Genomic DNA, 15,811 nt, shown 5'->3' on the forward strand with positions numbered 1-15,811 from the left:
AGCAACATTCATGACCGTTTCGCATGCTCCTGTCGCACTGGTGACCGGCGGCAGTCGGGGAATCGGGTTCGGGGTGGCTCGCGAACTTGCTGTGAGCGGGTTCGCGCTGGCGATCAACGGTCGCCGGCCTGCGGACGACGTCGCCGCGGCGCTCGACGAACTGCGCAGCGTCGGCGTCGAGGCAGAGTACTTTGCGGCCGACGTCGGACGGTTGGACGATCATGGTCCGCTGGTGGAGGCGATTCGCGAGCGGTTCAGACGGCTCGACGTGCTGGTGAACAACGCCGGCGTCGCCCCCGAAGTGCGGGCCGACCTGCTGGAAGCCGAGCCGGCGAGTTTCGATCGACTGGTGACGATCAATTTGCGCGGCCCGTACTTTCTGACCCAACGGGTCGCGCGGTGGATGATCGAGCAGCGGGCCGAGGACGCCTCGCGTCGGCCGGCCGTCGTCAACGTCTCGTCGATCAGCGCCGCCGTGGCGTCGACCAATCGCGGCGACTACTGTATCAGCAAGGCGGGGGTCGCCATGGCGACGCGGCTGTGGGCGGCGCGACTGGCCGAGTTCGGCATCGGGGTGTACGAAGTCCGCCCGGGAGTGATTCGCACCGACATGACCGCCGCAGTGACGGAGAAGTACGATCGGCTAATCGCCGAGGGACTTACCGTCGAGCCGCGGTGGGGAGAGCCGGCCGACGTCGGCCGCGCCGTGGCGATGCTCTGTCGCGGCGAGTTGACCTACGCCACAGGCGCCGTGCTTGTGGTCGACGGCGGGCTGACGCTGCCGCGGTTGTGACATTGCGTGCCGGCATACGGCGGACGGTTTCAATTCCACGACAGATTGCGATACGCGGTTGCCATGTCTGACTCGCCGATAGAACAACTCGCGCGGCATCGGCTTGTGCCGGTCATCGCTTTGGACGACGCGGCCGACGCCGAGCCGCTGGCAGCGGCGCTGGTCGCCGGCGGGTTGCCGGTGGCCGAGGTGACGTTTCGCACGACCGCGGCGGCCGAGTCGATCCGGAGGATGGCGGCCCGGGGAGATCTCTTGATCGGGGCCGGGACGGTGCTCACGCCGCAGCAGGTCGACGAGGCCCAGTCCGCCGGGGCCTCGTTTCTGGTGTCGCCGGGACTCAATCCGCGCGTCGTCCAACACGCCCGGTCGGTCGGATTGCCGATCGTGCCTGGGGTCTGCACGCCGTCGGACGTCGAGCGGGCGCTCGACCTGGGCGTCACGACGCTGAAGTTCTTTCCTGCCGAGTCGTTCGGCGGGCTGGGGACGCTCAAGGCGATTGCCGCCCCCTACGGCGGCGTACGGTTCGTGCCGACCGGCGGCATCGGGCCCGAGAATCTCGCCGCCTATCTGGCGTTCAAGTCGGTCGTGGCGTGCGGGGGGAGCTGGATGGTCAAGCCGTCGCTGTACGCCGCCGGAGATTTCGCTTCCGTCGAGAACGCCGTTCGCGAGGCCGTGGCTCTGGTTCAATCGTGCCGTTCATGAGGAGGTTGGGGCGATGCCCGTAGTGACGACGCGACCCGCGGCCGACTGCCGCTTCGATTTGGTTTCGCTGGGCGAGGTGATGCTCCGACTCGATCCGGGCGAGGGACGCGTGCGGACCGCCCGGACGTTTCGCGCCTGGGAAGGGGGAGGCGAGTACAACGTGGCCCGCGGTCTGCGCCGCTGCTTCGGCAAGCGGACGGCGATCGTCACTGCGCTGGCCGACAACGACGTGGGCCGGTTGATCGAGGATCTCATGTTGCAGGGGGGCGTCGACCTGTCGCATGTGAAGTGGGTCCCCTACGACGGCGTCGGCCGAGAGGTGCGAAACGGCCTCAACTTCACCGAACGGGGTTTCGGCGTTCGCGGGGCCGCGGGATGTTCGGATCGCGGGCTCACGGCGACGTCGCAGCTAAAACCGGGCGACGTCGACTGGCGGCGGTTGTTCGCCGATGAAGGGGTCCGGTGGCTCCACACCGGCGGCATCTTCGCGGCCCTGTCCTCCTCGACCGCGGAAGTGGCCGAGGAAGCGCTCCGGGCGGCAAAGGAGCACGGCGTCGTCACGTCGTACGACCTCAACTATCGCCCTTCGCTGTGGAAGAGCATCGGCGGCCAAGAGCAGGCCCAACGCGTGAATCGCCGCCTGGCGCCGCTGGTGGACGTGATGCTGGGGAACGAGGAGGATTTCACCGCATGCCTGGGGCTGAAGGTCGACGGCGTCGACCAGCAGCGGCTCGCCGAATTGCCGATCGACGCATACAAGCGAATGATCGTCGGCGCCGTGGCCGCGTACCCGAACTTTCAGGCGATTGCCACGACGCTGCGGTCGGTGAAATCGGCGACGGTGAACGACTGGGGAGCGATCAGTTGGTGCAACGGTGCGTTCTACGAAGCGACCCATCGGCCGGGGCTGGAGATCCTGGACCGCGTCGGCGGGGGAGACAGCTTCGCTTCGGGGTTCATCTACGGGCTCATGGAACTTGATTCGCCCCAGCAAGCCGTCGAGTACGGAGCCGCCCACGGGGCGCTGGCGATGACCACCCCCGGCGATACCTCGATGGCCTCGTTGACCGAGGTCGAGAAGCTGGTGAAGAATCTTGGGGCCCGCGTCGAGCGGTAGGATCGCGGTTTCCTCCATCGCTAGATTTACCGGGCCTCTTGGCGTCGCCCCGCAGCCCCGAAATCCCGGCGATCCGTGCCATCCGGAATCGAGAAGCGGCAATGCCGACGGCATCTTGAGGCGGAATTCGGTGCTCGCTGGGGTAGCCCTTCTTGGCGGCGCCGTTTATCGTGAATTGCCTTGCCGGCGTTCCAGCCCCGCCACGATCGTGATTGCTTCTTCCCGTCATCGCCGTCGCGCCTGGAAATGCCGGGCAACAAGCTTGCTCGTGCTAGCGATGGTGACGCTGTGCTCAGTGGGCGTGCCGCTCCCCGCAAGGATCGGGACGGGCGGCGGGGAGCGATTCCCCTGCGAGAGTTGCGGCTGCGGCTGTGCTTCGGCCGCGGCATGTTGGCGCGATTGTTGCTGCTTCAACTCGGAGCAGAAGCTCGCCTGGGCTCGCGACCAGGGGGTCGTGCCGCCGGAATTCGTGCTGTTCGCCGCCGCTCAGAAGCGCCGCGACGAGACTTGCGGGTCCGTTGCTGCCCGCTCCGGCGGCAAGACGCCCCCCTGTTGCCGCAGCAAAAGTGACATGCCGCCTGGGAATCCCGCATTGCCGGCAGGCGAGCGTTCGTTGTGCGGCGACTCGGCGGGCTCGAGCTCAGCGTCGTCGCCAGCCGTGCGGCCCGAGCGGGGCCGTCCTCGCGTTGCGCTTTACTTCGCTGCGTTGCGGTGTCGGGGGGTGAACGTCACCGTCTCGCTGATGCCCCCTGCCCTTCCCGGCACGGCGCCCGAGACGCTCCTTGCCTTGCTCCCGATCGTTGCGGCGATCCCTCTGCCGCCGCCCCTGTACGTGTCTCCCGCGTACGACGTGGCCGCTCCTCCGCCGGACGCCGCGTGCGCTTAGGCGCCGGTTTCGGCAATTCTGATTGATACTTCGCCGCGGGTTTGAGGTCGGGCTCGTTGCTCGGCGGTTCTCGCGCGTCGCGCAGGCTTCGTTCGCTTGCGCCGCAGCTCGCGGCGAGTGGTTCCTTCATCTTGAGGAGTGCGCTCAATGCGTTTCATGTTGTATGTTGCGACGGTCTCCGTCGCATTCGTTTCGGCTGCGAGAACGGCTTCGGCCCACGGTCCGCAGATTCAGACCACCAATGACAACGGCAAGATCGTCACTCGGCGCATCGTCGACGACTCGGCGTACAGCACGGCGCTGACGCCGGCGACGTCGCTGTACGTGATGCCGCTTGCCGAGTACCTGGGGGTGTGGCGGGCCCAGCCGGACGGGTCGACTCAACTCGACGGCACGCCGAACTACATCGGCTGGCCCGGGTTTGCGTACGGCTACGGCTATGACGCCGCGACGAACCCGGCGCCGTTTCCGCTCGGGTCGAGGTTTGTGCTGGGGTTCGTCGACGGGTTGAAGGCCTGGGACGGCGCGGCGTTCGTCGACGCCGGCGACGTTCAGGCTCAGGCCTATCGCGGGTCGTCGGCAAGTCCTTCGGCGCTGATGACCACCAGCGATGCGGGGCCGTACGAGAGTTTCCTGTTTCCCAATCCGTTGGCGTTTTCAAACGCGAACGTGCACGCATCGGTCCACTACCGGATGCTGGGGGACGGAGCGTCGACGACCAGTCCGTTGGCCGACGGTCTGTACCTGCTGAGCATGCAACTCGACAGCACGGATTCGTCGTTGACGGCGAGCGATCCGTTCAGGTTTCTGCTGGTCAAGGGCGCTGCGCCCGAGACGGTCGCAGCGGCCGTGGCGGCGCTGGGGTACGCTCCGGGAGAAGTCCAGAGCCTAGTGACGATCCCGGAACCGGGAACCCTCGCCCTGATCGCCAGCGGCGTGTGCGCCCTAGCGGTCGGTTGGCGCCGGCAAGCTTGGGGAGTCCGATCGTGAGACGAAACCCAAGAGCCTTTACGCTGGTGGAGCTGTTGGTGGTGATCGCCGTCATCGGCTCCATGGCTGCGCTCTTGTTGCCGGCGGTGCAGAGCGCGCGGGAGACCGCGCGCTCTGCCGTCTGCAAGAGCCAGCTTCGCCAGATCGGCATCGCAATGCTGCGCTACTGCGACGCCCACGACGGCGAACTGCCCGACTGGTGGCATTCCGGCGCGGTCAAAGGCTCGCGGAGTTGGATCTACACGCTGGCGCCCTTCATGGAAAACGTGGACGCAATCCGCGTTTGTCCCCAGGACGCCCGCGCCGACGATCGGCTGGCCACTCGGGCCTCGAGTTACGCGATCAACAACTACCTGACGACGACCGGTCCCGGCGCCGTACGTTTCCTGCGGCAAGTTGCGGCGACCTCGCGCACGGTGGCGACCATGGAACTGGCCGACGCGCTCCCCGCGGAGCCGCTCTACGAACACACGCACTCGACCGAGTGGTTCGCGCCGCTCAACGTGCTCGACGGAGTCGTGCTCCAGGAGATTTCCCGCGAGGTGCAGCTCGACCGCCATCACCGGGCGAGCCATTTTCTGTACCTCGACGGTCACGTGACGCTTGTCCCTGCGGACCAAGTCGCGGCGTGGGCCGCCGAGGGGTTTGACTTCGCCAAGGCGGAGTGACGACGCGAGGGCCGAGGTGCGCCACGTCGCTTCGGCGACAGTGAGATGAAAACTGCATACTGGAATGGGATGACAACCATGACGAACGATTTGCTCGCGAGTGCGAGTTGGGGAGGTCGCCTTGTTCATGCGCTGGGCGTCTGCTGCGTTTGGCTGATTGCTGCGCTGCCGGCTGCGCGGACCTTCGGCCATGGTGCGCCGCTGCAGATCAACGGTGCCAGCGGCGCGCTGGTCGTGAGCGGGGGACTTGCTCTTGGTCCCGGATTCGTCGCTCAGGCCTTCGATCCCTCGGAGGACGCGGGGCTCGATTTCCCCGGCGTAACGGTCCGCACAGACCTTCCCGGGTACGACGTGACGAACGTCGCCGGCGGGGTGCTGCAACTGGAGGTTCTTTCGCGGCGGGACTTATCGACCCCCGGCGCCCCGCAGCGCTGGTTGTGGTACTGGGACCCGACGCTCGCGACGGTGGCCGCTGCAGGCGAGGACCCCGATTTCACGCTCCGCCGCAAGGACTTGCTGGGGAGCGTAACCTTCGACCAGTTCGACGGGACCTCGGCCAGCGTGTTGCCGATCACCGAATCGCTCGGCCTCAATTCGCATCAGCATTACTTGCGCTATGAGTTGGACAACGTACCGGCCGCTGCGTTCGGCGTTTATGGGTTCTTCGCACGCGTCCTGGCTCCAGGGTACGCCTTTTCGGAGCCTGTTTTGCTTGCGTTCGGGTACGGCATCGACACGCTGCAGTACGCCGCCGGGGCCTATGCGATCAATCTGGCCGCGGCGTTCGCGGGCGACTTCGACGCGAGCGGCGCAGTTGACGGCGGCGACTTTATGCTGTGGCAGAGGACGCTGGGTGCGACCGGCGCCTATCCCCTTGCGGACGGAACGCTTGACGGCGTCGTCGATATCGCCGATCTTGTCTTGTGGCAGTCCCAGTACGGCGAACCGCTCATCGGCGACAGTTCAATCGCCGCCGTTCCTGAACCGTCGTCTTTGGTTGCTGCTGCGTGCGTTCTGGCAGCCTGGCTGCGGTTTGTCTACGACGCGCGGCGCAAGCCAAATCGGTAGAATAGCGGGCAAAACGTCGGCCGATCTCGGCCGTTGACGTGCCAAGCCGATTCGCCGGTAGGCGAGACGACGCCCGGCAGTATAGAATGCATGCCACGGTTAGCGCAATTGCCCCTGCGTTTCCCGTGGGTCGTAGGTTTCCGCTAAGGTCGTCGCCTCTGAGTTTTGCCATGCCTTGCCGTTCATCTTGGTCTCATTTGCTTCAACCTCGGTCGGTCGCATTTCTCGTGGCGCTCGGGACGTGCTTTGTCATGCTCGTGCCCTCTGCGGCACATGAACATGCGCCGCACGTCAAAGTCGCTCCCAAAGAGCAGTTCAAGCCTACGCCGCTGCCGGATCGGGTCGTGCTGACCTGGAGCGGCGATCCGACGACTTCGATCGACGTCACCTGGCGAACCTCGGACTCCGTCGGACGAACCGTAGCCGAGTTCCTGCCCGCCGCCGAAATTGTGGGGGACCACGGCGACGGCAACGTCGACGGCTGCTTCAAGGCGAAGGGCGGCTCTGTCGTGTTTGAGTCCGACCTGGGGTCGTCCCGTGTTCACTCCGTAAAACTGGAGGGTTTGGAGCCGGCGACGATGTACGCCTACCGCGTGGGGGACGGCGTCAATTGGAGCGAGTGGTTCCAGTTTCGCACGGCCGCCGCGACCGACGAGCCGTTCACGTTCATCTACTTCGGCGACGCCCAGAATGCGCTTCGTTCGCTCTGGTCGCGCGTGATTCGCGAGGCCAATCTGCGGGCGCCCCGCGCGTCGTTCATGCTGCATGCCGGCGACCTGATCAACTCCTCGAACAGCGACGCGGAATGGGGCGAATGGTTCGGCGCCGGGGCGTGGCTCAACGGCAGCATTCCGTCGGTCGCCACGCCCGGCAACCACGAATACGGCAGCATCTTCAAGCTTGATCGTCACTGGCGACCGCAGTTCGCGTTTCCTCTGAACGGCCCGCCGGGACTTGAGGAGACCGCGTACTGGTTTGATTACCAGGGCGCCCGGTTCGTGTCGCTGAACTCCAACGAGCGGACCGAGGAGCAATGCGAGTGGCTCAAGGGCGTTCTCGCCGATCCTCAGCGGCCTAAGTGGACGGTGCTGACGTTCCATCATCCGATCTATTCAGCCGCGAAGGACCGCGACAATTCCAAACTGCGCGAGCTATGGCGGCCGATCATCGAAGAGTACGGCGTTGATCTGGTGCTGCAGGGTCACGACCACGCCTACGCTCGCAGCGGGCTGGGGGGACCCAAGAACGTGGCCGAAGGGTTGCGCCGACAGGAAAGCAATACGGTGTATGTCGTCAGCGTCAGCGGACCCAAGCAATACTCGCTGGCCGAATCGTGGGATGTGAGCCGGGTCGCCTCGGGCGTGCAGTTGTTTCAGGTCATCCATGTTTCGCCGGAGAGCATCCGCTACGAGGCCCGGCTCGCCACTGGCAAACTGTACGACGCTTTCAAGCTGGAGAAGTCGGCCGACGGCAAGAGCACGCTGACCGAGGAGATTCCCGAAGGGGACGAACAGCGGCACTAAACCGCGCTGCGCCGCTACCTTGGACCGCGAAACGTCGTCCAATCGATCCCCAGCTTTCGCATCCGCGCCCGGAGGGTGTGGGGATTGACGTCGAGGAGCTTGGCTGCGCCGGCGCCCCCTTCAATTCGTCCCTGCGTCGTCGTCAAGGCATGTTCGATATGCTGCCGCGTAGCCGCGTCGAGCGTGATGACCTCAATGCCGTCGTTCGGTCGACTCGTCTCCCGCGAGGGCGCCTTCGCCGTCGTCGAGAACCCCAAGGCCGCTTCGATCTCCAGGCTCCGTCCGTCGCCGAGAATTGCGGCGCGGTCGATGACTGCCCCGAGTTCGCGGATGTTGCCGGGCCAGTCGTAATTCCGCAGCAGTGCAACGTCGGCAGCGCTCGGCATGACGGGCGACAGCCCGAATCGCGTCGCCGCACGGCCGGCGAAGTGCTCGGCAAGTTCGGCGATGTCGCCCAACCGGTCCCGTAGCGGAGGGAGCAGAATCGGAAACACGGCGATCCGATACCACAGATCCTCGCGAAAGCCGCCGCTCTGCGCCATTCCGGCCAAGTCGCGGTGAGTCGCGGCGACGACGCGGACGTCGACCCGCACAGGTTCGCCCCCCCCGACCCGCTCGATGAACGAGTCCTGCAGAACGCGCAGAAATCGGACCTGGGCGTCGGGAGGCAGTTCGCCGATCTCGTCCAGAAAGAGCGTTCCGCCGTCGGCGCGTTCAAACCAGCCGCGCCGCTGTTCGGTGGCGCCGGTAAAGGCCCCCTTCTCGTAGCCGAAGAGGTGCGAGTCGACGAGCTCGCGGGGAATGGCGCCGCAATTGACGCGGATGAAAGGACCGTCGCGGCGTCCGCTGCGCTGGTGGACGGCGCGAGCGACGACCTCCTTGCCCGTACCCGTTTCGCCCAAGAGCAGGACGGGGGCGTCGGATTGGCTGACGAGTTCGACGCGAGACATCACCTGCGCAAGCCCCCCCTCGGCCCCGACGATATCGTCGGTGATGTCGGTGCGTCCCAGGCGACGCAATAAGGAGCGCCGGTCGGCCTCGGCGGCCTCGCGATACGTTGCCAGTTCGTGCAAGCGGCGATCGTTCGCCAGCGCGGCGGAGAGCGGCTCCTGAAGCGCGGCGATGATCTCTTCATCTCGAAGAGTGAAGCGGACCCCCGCGGGGGCTACGATTGCCATTGCCCCGAAGGAATCGTCGCCATGAGCCAGCGGGGCCGCACGAAGGTCGCGACTTGGCTCGATGGAGCGGGCAAGTTGCAGCAACTCGACGAGCCGGTTGCGGCCGTCCGGCGTCGCGGGACGACCTTGACGGATCCAGCCAAGCAGCCGCTTGAAATCTGCCGGCGAGAGCTCGCCGTCTCCGACCGTGGGCCGTGCGGATTGCGGCGTCGCAGCGACGCACGCCGCGAAGTGATGGTCCTGCTCGACGCGATAAACCAAGAGCTTTTCGAGCGGCAAATGTTCGTCGAGCAGCCTGGCAATCCCGGCGACCGACTCTTGAATCTCGATGTGCTGGCATGCTTCGCGCCAGACTTGCAGCAGGACATTTCGGTGGGGCATCAGCAGAGAATCCAGATTATGTCACGGGTCCGTGATATATCATGGATCAATCCGTGGTATGTGCAAGTACATCGTTGCGCTAAATGTCTGTGAAATCCTGTAACGTGTTATTTAATAAGCTGTTGCGTCGTTTTGTGGGGATCTGGCATGAGGAGTGCTTAATGTCTGAATGTCCCGCAATCTCTATCCGTACGGAGTCGGCAATGTCCCCCCATCGTGTTCCCTTGAGTTTCTTGTTCCTCGCGACGCTGGCTGCCGCAGTCGGTTGCAGCGATCAGGGGGCGTCCTCCCGCGTCGCCCCCACGTCGGCCTCCGTCGACGCCGGCTCGCGCGAGAAGCGGGCTGACTCGGTGACGCTGTTGAACGTCTCTTACGACCCCACGCGTGAGTTGTACAACGACTTCAACGCCGCGTTCGCGAAGCATTGGAAGGACGAAACGGGCCAAGACGTCGTCGTCGAGCAATCGCACGGCGGCGCCGCCAAGCAGGCCCGGGCGGTGATCGACGGGCTCAAGGCGGACGTGGTCACGCTCGCTCTTGGGTATGACATTGACGAGATCGCCCAGCGGACCCAACTGCTGCCGATCGATTGGCAATCGCGTCTTCCCCATCGCAGCGCACCCTACACATCGACGATCGTTTTTCTCGTCCGCCAGGGCAACCCCAAGTCGATTCAAGACTGGGGAGACTTGGTCAAGCCGGGGGTCGAGGTAATCACGCCCAACCCCAAGACCTCCGGCGGGGCTCGCTACAACTACCTTGCCGCTTGGGGGTACGCCCTTCGCCAGAACGACGGCGACGAGGCGAAAGCGCAGCAGTTCGTCGCTCGGCTTTTCAAGAACGTTCCGGTCCTTGATTCGGGCGCCCGCGGGTCGACGACGACGTTCGTCCAGCGGGGCATCGGCGACGTGCTGCTGGCTTGGGAGAACGAAGCCTTGTTGGCCATCGACGAGTTGGGAGCCGGGACCGTCGAGATTGTCATTCCCTCGGTGAGCGTGCTGGCCGAGCCCCCCGTGGCGGTCGTCGACAAGAACGCCGCCGCCCACGAGGCGCTGGAGGTCGCCAATGCGTACTTGCAGTACCTGTACTCGCCCGCAGGGCAGCGACTCGCGGCCAAACACTACTACCGTCCGCAGCAGCCCGAGTTGGCTGATCCGGCCGATGTCGCTCGGTTCCCGAAGCTGGAGTTGTTTACCGTCCACGACGAATTCGGCGGGTGGCAGGAAGCCCAGCGGAAGCACTTTGCCGACGGCGGCGTGTTCGACGCGATCTACCAGGCCAAGTGACGCATCGCACAAACCGCTTCCGCAGGGACGCAGAAAGGTATCGCTCATGTCCGCCCGACGATCACGCAACGTGCTGCCCGGTTTCGGCCTGACGATGGGCTATACGGTGCTGTATCTGAGTCTCGTGGTCCTGATCCCCTTGGCGGCCTTGCTGCTGAAGGCCGCGGGGCTGGGGTGGACCGACTTCTGGGCCGCGGCGACCAGTCCGCGGGTCATGGCCTCCTATCGGCTGACGTTCGGCACGGCGTTCGTGGCGGCGACGCTGAACGCGGCGTTCGGATTCATCGTCGCTTGGACCCTGGTCCGTTACCAGTTCCCGGGGCGGCGACTTGTGGACGCGATGGTCGACTTGCCGTTCGCGCTGCCGACCGCCGTGTCGGGGATCGCGCTGACGGCCGTCTATTCCAAGAACGGATGGCTAGGCCAGCACCTGGAGCCGCTGGGGGTGAAGGTCGCTTTCACGCCGCTGGGGATCATCGTGGCCATGACGTTTATCGGGCTGCCGTTCGTCGTGCGAACCTTGCAGCCCGCGCTGGCCGACCTGGAACGCGAGAGCGAGGAGGCGGCGGCCAGTCTCGGGGCCTCGCGATTGCAGACGTTCTTCAAGGTGATTCTGCCCAGCGTGCTGCCGGCGCTGCTGACGGGGTTCGCCCTGTCGCTGGCGCGAGGGATCGGCGAGTACGGATCGATCGTATTCATCTCCGGCAACATGCCCATGAAGACCGAAATCACCTCGCTTCAGATCATCTCGAAACTCGAGCAGTACGACTTCGCGGGGGCCGCGGCGGTGGCGGTGACGATGCTGTTGATCTCTTTCATGCTGCTCTTGGCGATCAACTTGGTTCAACGCCTGTCGGGTCGCCGCTATCAAGGAGCGCTCTGACATGGACGCTGCACTCCCACAACCGACCTTGAGCGTCCGCCCGGCGACGCGTCCGCGGATCGCCACGGAGGAATCGCCGCTGGTGCGCTGGGGTCTGATCGCGCTGTCGGTCGGGTTCCTGGGGTTGTTCCTGTTCGTGCCGCTGGCCGCGGTGTTCGCCGAAGCGTTGCGGAAAGGCTGGGGCGCTTACCTGGCGAGCTTCAACGATCCGCATTGCTGGTCCGCCGTGCGGCTCACCCTGCTGGTGACGGCGATCGCCGTGCCGCTGAACCTGGCGTTCGGGCTCGCTGCGTCTTGGGCGATCGCCAAGTTCGAGTTTCGCGGCAAGAGCCTGCTGATTACGCTGATCGACCTGCCGTTCGCGGTCTCGCCGGTCGTGTCGGGGCTGATCTATGTGCTCGTGTTCGGCATGCAGGGATGGTTGGGGCCGTGGCTGGCGGGGCACGACGTGCAGATCATCTTCGCCGTGCCGGGAATCGTGCTGGCGACGGTGTTCGTCACCTTTCCGTTCGTAGCCCGCGAGGTGATTCCGCTGATGCAGGAGCAAGGGGCCGACGAGGAGCAGGCGGCCGTCTCGTTGGGCGCCAGCGGTTGGCAGACGTTCTTCCGCGTCACGCTACCGAACGTGAAGTGGGCCCTGTTGTACGGCGTGATTCTCAGCAACGCCCGCGCGATGGGCGAATTCGGAGCGGTGTCGGTCGTTTCGGGGCACATCCGCGGTCGCACGAACACGATGCCGTTGCACGTCGAGGTCCTTTACAACGAATACAACTTTGTCGCGGCCTTCGCGGTCGCGTCCGTCTTGGCGCTGCTGGCCCTGGTCACGCTCGCGCTGAAGGCCGCGGTGGAATGGCGCCTGCACGACGAGCGCGGAGCCACGGAAAAGTCTTGACGTCGCCGGCTCGAATGCCGCGACCGTTTGCAATTCACTCGAGACCACGCCGACTATGAGCATTTCCGTTCAACACATCTCGAAAAGCTTCGGGGCATACCAGGCCCTCGACGACGTCAACCTGCGGGTCGACGCGGGCGAGTTGGTGGCTCTGCTCGGGCCGTCGGGTTCGGGCAAGACGACGCTGTTGCGGATCATCGCGGGGCTCGAGCAGCCTGACCCGCATCCCGGCGCGGCCGTGAGTTTTCACGACGAAGACGTGTCGGCTCGTAGCGTCGGCGAGCGGCGCGTGGGCTTCGTCTTCCAGCACTACGCCCTGTTTCGGCACATGACGGTCTTCGAAAACGTCGCGTTCGGGCTGCGGGTCCAGCCGCGGCGTGAACGGCCGTCCAAAGAAGAGATTCGCGAGCGAGTCGAGAGCCTGCTGTCGTTGGTGCAGTTGCAGCAGTTTGCCGAGCGTTACCCCTCGCAGCTCTCGGGGGGGCAGCGGCAGCGAGTGGCGCTCGCCCGAGCCCTGGCGGTCGAGCCCAAGGTGTTGTTGCTCGACGAGCCGTTCGGGGCCCTCGACGCCAAGGTGCGGCTCGAACTGCGGCAGTGGCTGCGACGGCTGCACGACAAGATGCACGTGACGACCGTCCTGGTGACGCACGATCAGGAGGAGGCGCTCGAGGTGGCGGACAAGGTCGTCGTCATGAACGAAGGCCGCATCGAACAAGCCGGGCCGCCCGACGAGTTGTTCCATCAGGCCCGGACGCCGTTCGTCATGGAATTTCTGGGTCAAGTCAACGTGTTTCAGGGCCGGGTGGGCAACGGCAAGGCGACGGCGGGCCCGTTGTGCGTCGAGTACCCGAGCTACGCCGGGGCCGAAGAGCGGCCGGCGAACGTGTACCTGCGGCCGCACGACTTCGAGATTCGCCGGATCGCCAACGGCAAACCGTGCGTGCCCGCGACCGTCGAGCGAATCAACGCGGCGGGCTCGCTGGCCCGGGTGTCGCTCACGTCGGACGACGGACGCTTGATCCTGGTCGAGATGCCGCTCGACGACCTGCGCGAGCTAGACCTGCAGGACGGCGAGTCGGTGCACCTGTACCCCAAACAGGCCCGCGTGTTCGTGCAAGGCGAGGCGCAATCGGCCCCGGAGGCCGCTGAGCCGCTCGCCGTCGGTCCGGTTTCGTGAAAGGACTTCCGATGAACGACAATCCCGCCGCGGAAACGGACGCCGACCGGCCGACGAATGAGGAACTGCTGCAGATCTCGCGGGCCCTGCGGGGCCTGCGGTTCGGCTCGGTGAACATCGTCGTGCAGGACGGGGTCGTCATCCAGATTGATCGCACGGAGAAACGCCGATTGAGAAGCCGCGGCGATTGCGTCAGCCGCTCGTAGGGCTAGGCCCTGCTGCTTGATCCGACTCGAATCCATCGAGAGGACGTTCTGTTACAAGTCCGACCGGTTCTCCGGAGGCGACGAATTCCGTACAGGAAACGCCTGCCGTGAGCGCATTTGCTTCAAACTCAAACCGCACGTTCCAAGATCAATCTGACGCCGAATTGCTGACTCGCGTCGGCATCGCGTTGACGCTGCGACTGGATCGATCCGCCCACGCGATCGATATTCAAGTCGACAACGCCGTCGTCAAGCTGGGCGGAGTCGTCGCGACCGCGACGGTTCGCAATCACATCGTCGATCGGGTCCGCCACATGGCGGGAGTGCGAGCCGTCGTCGACGAGTTGGAGGTGTTGCGATCGGAATTGCCCCTCGTGTCCGCAACTGGTCGTGAGCGGTCGTCCGGTGCGACGCCGCTTCCGCCAGATTTCAAGCGTCGCTCTGGTCGCTGGGCCGGAAGCCTGCCGCGCCTCTGGAAGGGACTGTTCGCGGCAGTCGTCGCGGCGAGCCTCGTTGGCTGCGGCGAGGCGAAGCCTGAGCGCGTCCCGACGTTCCCGGTGACGGGTTCGATCACCTTCAAAGGGGGGCCGATCCCCGGGGCGTTCGTGGCGATGCACCCCAAGACGCCCCTCCCCAACGTCCCCGCGCCGCGGGCCAGCGTCGGCCCCGACGGCAAGCTGAAAATCTCGACCTATGACGGCGGCGACGGCGCTCCCGAGGGCGAGTACGTGCTGACCGTCGAGTGGTACAAGCCGATCAAGACGGGCGCCGACGTCGTCCCGGGGCCGAACGTCATTCCGAAGAAATACACGTCGCCGCGGACGTCCGGTCTCGTCGTCTCGGTGGCCGCCAACGCAACCGAACTGCCGCCGATCAAGCTGTAACTACGCACTGGATATCTCTCGCGCCGTCAATTGAACAAGCCATACTCGATCTCGAAAGGATCTCCCATGACTCGCCGACGTTCTGGTTTCACTTTGGTCGAGCTGTTGGTGGTGATCGCCATCATCGGCGTGCTCGTCGCGCTCCTGCTGCCAGCCGTTCAGTCCGCTCGCGAGGCCGCCCGGCGCATGCAATGCGTCAACGGCCTGAAGCAGCTTGGGCTCGCGGTCCAAAACTATCACGACGCTTACAAAGCCGTGCCGGTGAGCGCCCGACCGGTCGGGCTGACGAACCTGCCGCGCATTGCAGCGATGACGCACCTGCTGCCCTATCTTGAGGCGGGCAACATCCACGGCGTCTTCGATCTCAAGCAGAACTGGGGGGCGACCGCCAATCGCACTGCGGTCAACTCAGTGATCCCAGTCCTCAACTGCCCGTCGACTCCCGAGGCGCCCGATCGCTTGGACGGTCTCCCGGAAAACAGCCCCTGGACGCCCGAGATCAGCGTCCCCACCGACTACTCCCCCACAGTGTGGGTCGACAAGCGACTCCTCTCCGCGGGGCTCGTGGATCGGACGAACAACCCCGACGGCACTCCTGACAATGAGCCGGGGATCATGGAATACAACAATCCCAAGGCGAGCTTTGCCTATGTGACCGACGGTCTGTCGAACACGATTCTGTTCGCCGAGTCGGCGGGACGCCCCTTCTTGTATAGAAAGGGCGGCGGCGGCAAGGTGAGCTCCGATCTGACTCAGGCCCGCGTGAACGGCGGCGGTTGGTGCCGACCGGCGTCCGACATCATCGTGGCGGGGCTCTCGGCCGACGGGCTCACGGAAACCGGCACGTGCGCGGTGAACTGCGCGAACGGCAGCGACATTGTCGAATCGGGCTATCCGCACCCGTATCACGTGACGTTCGGCACCAGCGAGCCGTTTGCGTTTCACCCCGGGATTGCGAACCACGTCTACGGCGACGGATCGGTGCACTCCCTGCGCGACGACATCGACATCCGGGATTACGCCCGGTTGGTGACCCGCGCGGGGGCCGAACTGACGGCGGTTCGCTGAACCGCTCCTGCCGTCGTTGCTGGCAATGCCATCGACCGGGATCGTTCGCACGTCGCTTCTCGCAGTCCTCGCACGCATCGCAGAGGCCGGCGCTTTGACACGGGCTAGA

General features: G+C 65.4%; 16 protein-coding genes. 15 read left to right on the forward strand and 1 reads right to left on the reverse strand.

Features of this window, described 5'->3' with window-relative positions; translation table 11 throughout:
• Positions 1-10 precede the first annotated feature (10 nt).
• The 8 genes from KF688_14710 to KF688_14745 all read left to right on the forward strand — a co-directional run bounded on the left by KF688_14710 (position 11) and on the right by KF688_14745 (position 7,747).
• Entirely contained in the window at positions 11-793 is a 783-nt protein-coding gene (locus tag KF688_14710; protein ID MBX3426928.1) for a 3-ketoacyl-ACP reductase, read from the forward strand.
• Positions 794-856: 63 nt separating this feature from the next.
• Positions 857-1,495 carry a bifunctional 4-hydroxy-2-oxoglutarate aldolase/2-dehydro-3-deoxy-phosphogluconate aldolase gene (gene eda, locus KF688_14715; GenBank protein MBX3426929.1) on the forward strand — a complete coding sequence of 213 codons (639 nt, stop codon included), beginning with the start codon at positions 857-859 and terminating at the stop codon, positions 1,493-1,495.
• Between the two features lie 13 nt (positions 1,496-1,508).
• Positions 1,509-2,612, forward strand: coding sequence for a sugar kinase (locus KF688_14720; protein ID MBX3426930.1), 1,104 nt, complete (start codon positions 1,509-1,511; stop codon positions 2,610-2,612).
• A 742-nt stretch (positions 2,613-3,354) separates the two neighbouring features.
• A complete protein-coding gene (locus tag KF688_14725; GenBank protein ID MBX3426931.1) occupies positions 3,355-3,498 on the forward strand; it encodes a hypothetical protein in 144 nt (47 codons plus the stop codon).
• 147 nt (positions 3,499-3,645) lie between these two features.
• Positions 3,646-4,488, forward strand: coding sequence for a PEP-CTERM sorting domain-containing protein (locus KF688_14730; protein MBX3426932.1), 843 nt, complete (start codon positions 3,646-3,648; stop codon positions 4,486-4,488).
• Complete coding sequence (locus KF688_14735; GenBank protein MBX3426933.1) at positions 4,482-5,156, forward strand: DUF1559 domain-containing protein; 675 nt, start codon at positions 4,482-4,484, stop codon at positions 5,154-5,156. The genes KF688_14730 and KF688_14735 overlap by 7 nt, the downstream gene beginning before the upstream one ends.
• A gap of 78 nt (positions 5,157-5,234) precedes the next feature.
• Complete coding sequence (locus KF688_14740) at positions 5,235-6,224, forward strand: hypothetical protein (GenBank protein ID MBX3426934.1); 990 nt, start codon at positions 5,235-5,237, stop codon at positions 6,222-6,224.
• Between the two features lie 251 nt (positions 6,225-6,475).
• Positions 6,476-7,747 carry a metallophosphoesterase family protein gene (locus KF688_14745; protein MBX3426935.1) on the forward strand — a complete coding sequence of 424 codons (1,272 nt, stop codon included), beginning with the start codon at positions 6,476-6,478 and terminating at the stop codon, positions 7,745-7,747.
• Between the two features lie 14 nt (positions 7,748-7,761).
• On the opposite strand, the gene KF688_14750 is transcribed toward KF688_14745, so the two are convergent.
• Entirely contained in the window at positions 7,762-9,306 is a 1,545-nt protein-coding gene (locus KF688_14750; GenBank protein ID MBX3426936.1) for a sigma 54-interacting transcriptional regulator, read from the reverse strand.
• A gap of 203 nt (positions 9,307-9,509) precedes the next feature.
• Between KF688_14750 and KF688_14755 the strand changes: the two genes are divergently transcribed.
• From KF688_14755 to KF688_14785, 7 genes are all read left to right on the forward strand, one after another.
• Positions 9,510-10,592, forward strand: coding sequence for a sulfate ABC transporter substrate-binding protein (locus KF688_14755; GenBank protein MBX3426937.1), 1,083 nt, complete (start codon positions 9,510-9,512; stop codon positions 10,590-10,592).
• A gap of 46 nt (positions 10,593-10,638) precedes the next feature.
• On the forward strand, positions 10,639-11,475 hold the full coding sequence (cysT, locus tag KF688_14760; GenBank protein ID MBX3426938.1) for a sulfate ABC transporter permease subunit CysT: 837 nt from the start codon (positions 10,639-10,641) through the stop codon (positions 11,473-11,475).
• Between the two features lies 1 nt (position 11,476).
• A complete protein-coding gene (gene cysW / locus KF688_14765) occupies positions 11,477-12,367 on the forward strand; it encodes a sulfate ABC transporter permease subunit CysW (protein MBX3426939.1) in 891 nt (296 codons plus the stop codon).
• Between the two features lie 55 nt (positions 12,368-12,422).
• Positions 12,423-13,544 (forward strand): sulfate/molybdate ABC transporter ATP-binding protein, encoded by a 1,122-nt coding sequence (locus KF688_14770; protein ID MBX3426940.1) that lies wholly within the window; start codon positions 12,423-12,425, stop codon positions 13,542-13,544.
• Positions 13,545-13,555: 11 nt separating this feature from the next.
• Positions 13,556-13,750, forward strand: coding sequence for a YezD family protein (locus tag KF688_14775; GenBank protein ID MBX3426941.1), 195 nt, complete (start codon positions 13,556-13,558; stop codon positions 13,748-13,750).
• A gap of 107 nt (positions 13,751-13,857) precedes the next feature.
• Positions 13,858-14,634: a BON domain-containing protein gene (locus KF688_14780; GenBank protein ID MBX3426942.1), complete on the forward strand. Its 777-nt coding sequence runs from the start codon at positions 13,858-13,860 to the stop codon at positions 14,632-14,634.
• Positions 14,635-14,700: 66 nt separating this feature from the next.
• The gene (locus KF688_14785; GenBank protein ID MBX3426943.1) at positions 14,701-15,702 is read left to right on the forward strand and encodes a DUF1559 domain-containing protein; all 1,002 of its coding nucleotides are present in this window, start codon (positions 14,701-14,703) and stop codon (positions 15,700-15,702) included.
• The last annotated feature ends 109 nt before the right edge of the window (positions 15,703-15,811 follow it).

The sequence above is a fragment of the Pirellulales bacterium genome (assembly GCA_019636345.1).
Taxonomy (GTDB): domain Bacteria; phylum Planctomycetota; class Planctomycetia; order Pirellulales; family Lacipirellulaceae.

Bases quoted from the DNA above. Each gene is read 5' to 3' on its own strand.
- KF688_14740 (MBX3426934.1), top strand. From the start codon at position 5,235: ATGACGAACGATTTGCTCGCGAGTGCGAGTTGGGGAGGTCGCCTTGTT.
- KF688_14775 (MBX3426941.1), top strand. From the start codon at position 13,556: ATGAACGACAATCCCGCCGCGGAAACGGACGCCGACCGGCCGACGAAT.
- KF688_14755 (MBX3426937.1), top strand. From the start codon at position 9,510: ATGTCCCCCCATCGTGTTCCCTTGAGTTTCTTGTTCCTCGCGACGCTG.
- KF688_14710 (MBX3426928.1), top strand. From the start codon at position 11: ATGACCGTTTCGCATGCTCCTGTCGCACTGGTGACCGGCGGCAGTCGG.
- cysT (MBX3426938.1), top strand. From the start codon at position 10,639: ATGTCCGCCCGACGATCACGCAACGTGCTGCCCGGTTTCGGCCTGACG.
- KF688_14730 (MBX3426932.1), top strand. From the start codon at position 3,646: ATGCGTTTCATGTTGTATGTTGCGACGGTCTCCGTCGCATTCGTTTCG.
- KF688_14770 (MBX3426940.1), top strand. From the start codon at position 12,423: ATGAGCATTTCCGTTCAACACATCTCGAAAAGCTTCGGGGCATACCAG.
- KF688_14785 (MBX3426943.1), top strand. From the start codon at position 14,701: ATGACTCGCCGACGTTCTGGTTTCACTTTGGTCGAGCTGTTGGTGGTG.
- KF688_14725 (MBX3426931.1), top strand. From the start codon at position 3,355: ATGCCCCCTGCCCTTCCCGGCACGGCGCCCGAGACGCTCCTTGCCTTG.
- KF688_14745 (MBX3426935.1), top strand. From the start codon at position 6,476: ATGCTCGTGCCCTCTGCGGCACATGAACATGCGCCGCACGTCAAAGTC.
- cysW (MBX3426939.1), top strand. From the start codon at position 11,477: ATGGACGCTGCACTCCCACAACCGACCTTGAGCGTCCGCCCGGCGACG.
- KF688_14720 (MBX3426930.1), top strand. From the start codon at position 1,509: ATGCCCGTAGTGACGACGCGACCCGCGGCCGACTGCCGCTTCGATTTG.
- eda (MBX3426929.1), top strand. From the start codon at position 857: ATGTCTGACTCGCCGATAGAACAACTCGCGCGGCATCGGCTTGTGCCG.
- KF688_14750 (MBX3426936.1), bottom strand. From the start codon at position 9,306: ATGCCCCACCGAAATGTCCTGCTGCAAGTCTGGCGCGAAGCATGCCAG.